A 6,619-nucleotide genomic window follows, 5' to 3' on the forward strand; every position below is an offset into this window, starting at 1 on the left:
CATATGAAGGTCGGATAGGTGAGGTACTCACCTATCCGACCTTCATCAAGTCGGGCTGATCGACCTGAGCTCGTGCTCAGTTCTTCGTGCGCGTCACGGCGGTGCAGGCCCAGTAGGTGCCGGGCTCAACCCCGTCGCTGCCGACGACGTCGATCCGGGTGGTCAGCCCCTTGGAGGGGTCCTTGGGGTCGCAGGTGCCCAGGGACTTCCAGGTGTCCTCGGTGACCGCCTCGGCCTTGACCTCGTAGAAGGCGGTGAAGGTCATCGTGGTTGACGAGTGGGCGTACAGGGTGTCGCTCGTGGATAGGGGTATAGAGCCATCGTCCTGGAGCGCGTAGTCGTCCGGGCTGATCCACCACGGGACGCCACTGTCAAGCACGTACATGAAGCTGAAGCCGGCCGGGACCGGGGGGTGCAGGACGATATTGGAGGTCTGTCCTACGGCGTCGGTGGTGTTGGTGAAGGTGACGGAGTAGCCGACCTCAACCTCGTAGGTGCCGGTGGGGGCGGCCTCAACTTCGCGATCAGTAGGCTGGACCTTCACCTCGCTGATGGGCCGGTCCTTGGTGTAGTCGCTGGAGAAGGACTGCTTGCCGGTGGTCAGTGCGGCCTTGACCGTGTTGCGTCCCGTGATGCCGGTCAGGTCCACCTGGCAGGTGATCTCCTTGCCCTGAGGGACCTTCGCCGCTCCGCTGGAGACCGTGAGGTTCTCGGCCGGTCCCGTGGCGGAGACGACCTTGCCGCCGAAAGCCGTCAGGTCGCAGGTCAGAGCACCTACCTGGGCCTGCCCCCTGGACCTGACGGCGGAGATGGTGAAGTCCGACAGGGGCGTGGTGGAGTCGTTCCTTGCTGTCATGGTGAAGCGGGCGGTGTCCTTGGCGGCGCCGTCGACCGCGACCTCCTTGGTGGACACGGTGGCGTGAGCCTCGCTGGCAGCGGGCTTCTGGGCCGTCGCGGTGGGCGTGAGAACCAGGTTGCCCGTGGAGGTCGTGATCTTCGGGCTGAAGGTGTAGCTGCGCGCGTCCGCGCCGGGAGCCACCACCGTGGTCCCCAGGTCCAGGTCGAGATAAGAGCTCTGGTCCCGGGCGGAGTCGAAGTCGACCTCGTAGGTTAGACTCAGGTGCTCAGGAGTGCAGGAAACAGCTGTGACCGAGCCGGCGCTGTCCCCGTGCTGGTTGTAGTACAGGTGGTCGAAGAAACCCAGGCCGGAGTCGGCCAGCTTCGATACGGGCTCGTCCTTGCCCCTGTCGATGTAGAAGGTGCTGGTTCCGGCCACCCTGTCGCCGTCCGGAGAGGGACAGGACCAGGTCCACTGACCCGGCACGGAGTCGGCCTCAATGGTGACGGTGGTCGATGAGTTCGGGGCGACGGTCGAGGGGACGCGCACCCCCCAGCTCAGACAGCCCTCGGCACTGTCGGAGCCGTGGCAGCCGGCGCCGGCGGGATGATAGCGCCCCTCCACGGTGATTCCTGTGTCCGGGGCGGCGGTTGGGACGGCTGCGCTCACCGGAGCGGCGACGGCGCCGACGGTGAGCAGGGGAAGAGCCATGGCGACACCCAGGAGGCGCCGCCACGGACGAGTGGATGGGAGAGATGGGACGTGCATGAGCATGCCTTTCACTGAAATGATCGGAAGGGACGCCGACCGGTCCTTTAATATATCTCTGAACACAGCGCTATGGAAATGGCGAAGTGCTTCTTCTGCCGCGCTTCCCCGGCCTTCATGAAAGGAATAGACAAAGGTCGATCGCACCCAGCTTTCGGCACAACCGACCTTTGTCGTTGTTCTTCGTGACTCGTCTGCCAGACCCCGCCCATCAGCGCGGGCGCGTGGCCTCCTTCATCGTGGCGGTGAAAGTGACCAGGTCACTGCGCAGCGCCCCGAGCGCATAGTGGCGACGCTCCTCATGACCGCCTGCGCCGTTGCTGGCGGAGGTCGCCGCCACGATCTCGGGGGCATAGCGCTCCACGATCTTGACCGTGGCCGATCCACTGATGGCGCCGTCAGCGCCGGCTGCGATGGCCTCGGTGACCTGCTCGGGCGTGGAGATGCCGAAGCCCAGCATCACCGGTGCAGCGGCGTCGGCCCGCAGACGCTCCACCGACTCGGCCAGGCCCACGGTGGAGGAGGCCCGCTCGGTGCCGGTCACCCCCACCCGGGAGACGGCGTAGACGTAGCCGCGCGAGGCCGCCGCCACCGCGTCCAAGGTCTCGGCCGCAGCCGACGGCGGGGCGATGTAGACGGCGTCGACACCGGCCTCCTGGGCGGCCCGGCTGAAGGCTGCCGACTCGCGGATCGGGATGTCGGGAAGCAGCACCGAGTCGATGCCGGCCTGCGCGCACTCGGCGTAAAAGCGCTCCAGGCCCATCGCGAAGGGCACGTTGCCGTAGATGAGCATGCCGATAGGCAGCCACGGGTGGCGCCGGCGCACCCGCTGAACCACCTCCAGGCAGTCCTGGAATCCCACACCCGCGGCCAGGGCCCGCACATGCGCCTTCTGGATCGTGGGACCGTCAGCGACCGGGTCGGTGAAGGGCACACCCAGCTCCAGCGCGTCGGCCCCACCGGCGATGAGCGCCTCGATGACGGCCTCGCTGGTGTCCGCATCGGGGTCACCGACCATGACGAAGGGGACGAAGGCGCCCTCACCGCGCTCCTTGAGGGCGGCGAACATTGCAGGATAACGACTCATCTCAGAACTCCTCACCCAAGCCTGCGTTCAGGCTGGCGCCCTTGGCGGCGTTCAGGCCCGCGTACTCGGTGCGCTTGCCCATCTGCTCCACCATGCGCGAGGCCCTGGCCACGGCGCCGTCAGTGGAGAAGGAGCCCCCCAGCCTCGCCTGCACCTGGTCGAGATCCTTGTCCCCACGGCCCGACAGGCACACCAGCAGGATCGGGGGCTCCTCGCCGTCGGGCACCACCCGGGCCATCGCCAGGGCCTGAGCCAAGGCGTGGGCGGACTCCATGGCCGGGATGATCCCCTCGTGGCGCGACAGCAGCCGGAAGGCCTCGATCGCCTCGTCGTCACTGATGCCCACGTAGCGGGCCCGGCCGGTGTCCGACAACCAGGCGTGCTCGGGCCCCACGCCCGGGTAGTCCAGGCCCGCCGAGACCGAGAAGGACTCCTCGACCTGCCCCTCCGAGGTGCGCATGAGGTAGCTGCGCGCACCGTGGAGGATCCCCACCAGCCCCTTGTTGATAGGGGCGCCGTGGCGGGGCGTGTCCAGCCCCTCACCGGCCGGCTCGACCCCGACGAGCTCGACCCCGGGGTCGTTGATGAACTCGGCGAACATGCCGATCGCGTTGGAGCCACCCCCCACGCAGGCGATGACCGAGTCCGGAAGCCGCCCCGTCAGCCCCAGGACCTGGGCGCGAGCCTCCCGGGAGATGACCCGGTGGTACTCGCGCACGATCGTGGGGAAGGGGTGCGGGCCCGCGGCCGTGCCCAGCAGGTAGTGGGTGTCGGCGAAGGAGGCCGTCCAGTCGCGCAGCGCCTCGTTGACCGCGTCCTTGAGCGTGCCCGCGCCACTGTCCACCGGGACCACGGTGGCGCCCATGAGCTCCATGCGCTCGACATTGGGCGCCTGACGCACGACATCGGTGGCCCCCATATAGATGGTGCAGTCCAGGCCCAGCAGGGCGCAGACCATGGCCGTGGCCGTCCCGTGCTGGCCGGCGCCGGTCTCGGCGATGATGCGCCGCTTACCCATCCGCTTGGCCAGGAGGGCCTGTCCCAGAACCTGGTTGCCCTTGTGGGCGCCTCCATGAACCAAGTCCTCTCGCTTGAGCAGGATGCGCGCGTTGCCCTCCAACGGCAGGTTGCGCAGCTCGGTGACAGCCGTGGGACGCCCCAGGTAGCGGGTCATGAGCGTCTCCAGCTCGGCGGCAAAGGTCGGATCGGCCTGGGCATCGATGAAGGCGTCCTCGAGCTGGTCCAGTGCCGGGATGAGCAGCTCGGGTACGAACTGGCCCCCGTAGGGACCGAAGAAGGCCGGCAGGCGCGGATGGTGCCCCGTCTCCTGGCCGTCCCGGTCCAGGGGCGACGACGACGCACCCTCCCCCTGCGGCAGCGGCACCGCGGTGGCCAGCTCCCGGGCGGCCCCGGACAGGGACGAACCCACCAGGAGGGCGTCCACCAGGCCCGACAGACGCCGCACGTCGTCGGGAGCACCGACCCCCGACTCACCCACGAGGACAGCCCCGGCCGGGGCCAGTGGGGCGAGCTCCTCAGTGCGCGCCAGGTCCGTCTCCAAGGTGCGCAGATCACGGTTGTTGATGCCGATGACCTCCGCCCCCAGAACCGAGGCGCGGTGCATCTCCTGTGGGGTCGAGACCTCCGTGAGCACCTCCATGCCCAGGCTGTGGGCCAGGTCGGCCAGCTCGCGGTAGACGTCGTCGGGCACCACCGAGAGCATGAGCAGGACCGCATCCGCCCCCAGGCTGCGGGCCGCCAGCACCTGGACCTCATCGACGATGAAGTCCTTGCACAGGACGGGGACGTCCACCACCTCGCGCACGGCCGCCAGGTCGTCGAAGGAGCCGTTGAAGCGGTCGGGCTCGGTGAGCACCGAGACCGCGGCCGCGTAAGGCGCGTACTGGGCGGCCAACGCGGCCGGGTCGTAGTCGGAGCAGATGGTGCCGCGTGAGGGCGAGGCCGCCTTGCACTCCATGATGAGAGCCGGCTGCGGGCTGAGCCCCTGGCCGCTGCGGGTACGCAGGGCCGCCGCGAAGGAGCGCTGCGAGCGCTCCAGGTCCTCGGCTCTCAGGTGCCCGAAACGGGCGCGCAGCTCATCAATGCGCTCGCGGCGCGCCTGGACGATCGAGTCCAGGACGGTGCCCGTGGCGATGAGGCGCGCCTCGACCGGCTCACGGTGGGCGCGCTCGCCAGGGCCTGCGCCATCGGGTGACGCGGCGGGGACGGGGGCGGTGTCTGGGGTGGTCACGGCTCCTCCTCAGGCCGTCTCGGTGGTGAGGTCACTGGCTTTGGTCATGGACTCCAGGTGGCGGGCCACGCCGCCGGAAAGGATCTGCTCCAGGGCCGCCGCCGTGCCGTCGGCGAGGCTGTCGGCCCGGCCGGTGAGGTACAGCAGGGCTCCGGCATTGACGGCGATGGCGTCACGGTGGGCGGGCCGCCCCTCACCCGAGACGGCCTCGCGCAGCAGGCGGGCGTTGTCGGCCGGCTCCCCACCCAGCAGGTCGGCCAGCTCGTAGGCGGGCACCCCCAGATCCTCGGGCGTGATCTCATAGGCCCTGACCCCGTCGGGCGTCGCCTCACGCACGAGGGTCGGCCCGTGGACGGCGATCTCGTCCAGGCCCGAGCCGTGGACCACGAGCGCGCGCTCGCGCCCCAGCTGGACCATGGCCTCAGCGATCATGTCCAGCATGCCCGGGTCCCACACGCCCATGAGCTGGAAGGTCAGGTGGGCCGGGTTTACCAGCGGCCCCAGGACATTGAAGATCGTGGGCGTGGCCAGCGCCTTGCGCACCGGCGCCACGTGCCGCATCGCCGGGTGGTAGGCCTGGGCGAACAGGAAGGTGAAGTGGTCACGGGCCAACAGCTCGACCGCCGTGGCCGGCTCCACGTCCAGCGGCAGCCCCAGCTCGGCGATGACATCGGCCGCCCCCGTCTTGGAGGACACGGCCCGGTTGCCGTGCTTGGCCACCGCGACCCCCATCGAGGCGGCCACCAGGCCCGCCCCCGTGGAGATGTTGATCGTGCCCACGCCGTCGCCCCCGGTGCCCACGACGTCCACCAGCGGGAAGGACACCGACGGGAAGTCCCGGGCCACCTGACGAAAGGCGCTCGCGGCTCCCGCGACCTCCTGGGGCTCCTCGCCGCGGGCGTGCAGCGCCGCCAGCAGCGCCGCCGTCTCCACCTCGGACAGGTCGCCGGCGCCCAGGGCCGCGAAGACCGTCGAGGCCTGCTCGCGGCTCAGGCGCCGTCCCTGCACCACCTCTCGCAGCAGCTCGTGCGCCTCTTGCGCAGCGGCCGGGGCCGCGCTGTTGGTCTGACTCATCGGTCTGTAGCTCCTTATGCGAGTGGTTGAGGCTGGTCGAGCGCCCGGGGGTGATTCTGCCCGAACGGTGGCTCCGACGTCGGTATGTGCGGGCCGACGGGGCGCAGGTGTGGCTCAGGGTGTCCGGGCCAGGCCGGCGGTGACGGCCTTGAGCAGGGCCGGGCCCTGCGGGGTGAGGATCGACTCGGGGTGGAACTGCAGCCCGACTGCGGGCAGCGACCGGTGCCGGGCCGCCATGACGATGCCTCCGCTTGCGTCCTCATCCGTCTGGGTGGTCCGGGCCAGACTGACGAGTGCCTCGGGTAGTGTGCGCGTGCCCAGGGAGTGGTAGCGGGCCACATCCAGGGGACCGCCGTCGAGCACCGCGAAAGCCTCGTCCGCGCGCCCCGCCTCAGTGACCTCGAGGCGGTCGGAGCGGCCGTGGACCGGGCCGACCGGGGCGACCCGCCCGCCGCAGGCCTCGACCAGGGCCTGGAACCCCAGGCAGATGCCCAACGTGGGAATCGCCTCATCCAGGGCGGTGGCGATGAGCTCCATGAGGCAGCCCGACGTCGCCGGATAGCCCGGCCCCGGGGACAGGCACAGGACCGGGCGCCGCCCT

The 6,619-nt window shown here is 70.0% G+C and carries 5 protein-coding genes; all 5 read right to left on the minus strand.

The window, feature by feature from the left end; translation table 11 throughout:
• Positions 1-76: 76 nt before the first annotated feature.
• Positions 77-1,612 (minus strand): hypothetical protein, encoded by a 1,536-nt coding sequence (locus HMPREF2883_RS07475; RefSeq protein WP_083313560.1) that lies wholly within the window; start codon positions 1,610-1,612, stop codon positions 77-79.
• A 205-nt stretch (positions 1,613-1,817) separates the two neighbouring features.
• The gene (trpA, locus tag HMPREF2883_RS07480) at positions 1,818-2,693 is read right to left on the minus strand and encodes a tryptophan synthase subunit alpha (protein WP_070660478.1); all 876 of its coding nucleotides are present in this window, start codon (positions 2,691-2,693) and stop codon (positions 1,818-1,820) included.
• Position 2,694: 1 nt separating this feature from the next.
• Complete coding sequence (gene trpB, locus HMPREF2883_RS07485; protein WP_070660481.1) at positions 2,695-4,944, minus strand: tryptophan synthase subunit beta; 2,250 nt, start codon at positions 4,942-4,944, stop codon at positions 2,695-2,697.
• Between the two features lie 9 nt (positions 4,945-4,953).
• Positions 4,954-6,018: an anthranilate phosphoribosyltransferase gene (gene trpD / locus HMPREF2883_RS07490; RefSeq protein ID WP_070660484.1), complete on the minus strand. Its 1,065-nt coding sequence runs from the start codon at positions 6,016-6,018 to the stop codon at positions 4,954-4,956.
• A gap of 114 nt (positions 6,019-6,132) precedes the next feature.
• Positions 6,133-6,619, minus strand: a 487-nt coding sequence (locus HMPREF2883_RS07495) for a glutamine amidotransferase-related protein (RefSeq protein ID WP_070660662.1), incomplete at its 5' end; no start/stop codon positions are given.

Origin of the sequence: Actinomyces sp. HMSC075C01 (assembly GCF_001812965.1) — a bacterium.
Classification (GTDB): domain Bacteria; phylum Actinomycetota; class Actinomycetes; order Actinomycetales; family Actinomycetaceae; genus Actinomyces; species Actinomyces acetigenes.

Excerpts from the sequence above, each read along its gene's own strand:
- HMPREF2883_RS07475 (WP_083313560.1), bottom strand. The coding sequence starts at position 1,612 with ATGCTCATGCACGTCCCATCTCTCCCATCCACTCGTCCGTGGCGGCGC.
- trpA (WP_070660478.1), bottom strand. The coding sequence starts at position 2,693 with ATGAGTCGTTATCCTGCAATGTTCGCCGCCCTCAAGGAGCGCGGTGAG.
- trpD (WP_070660484.1), bottom strand. The coding sequence starts at position 6,018 with ATGAGTCAGACCAACAGCGCGGCCCCGGCCGCTGCGCAAGAGGCGCAC.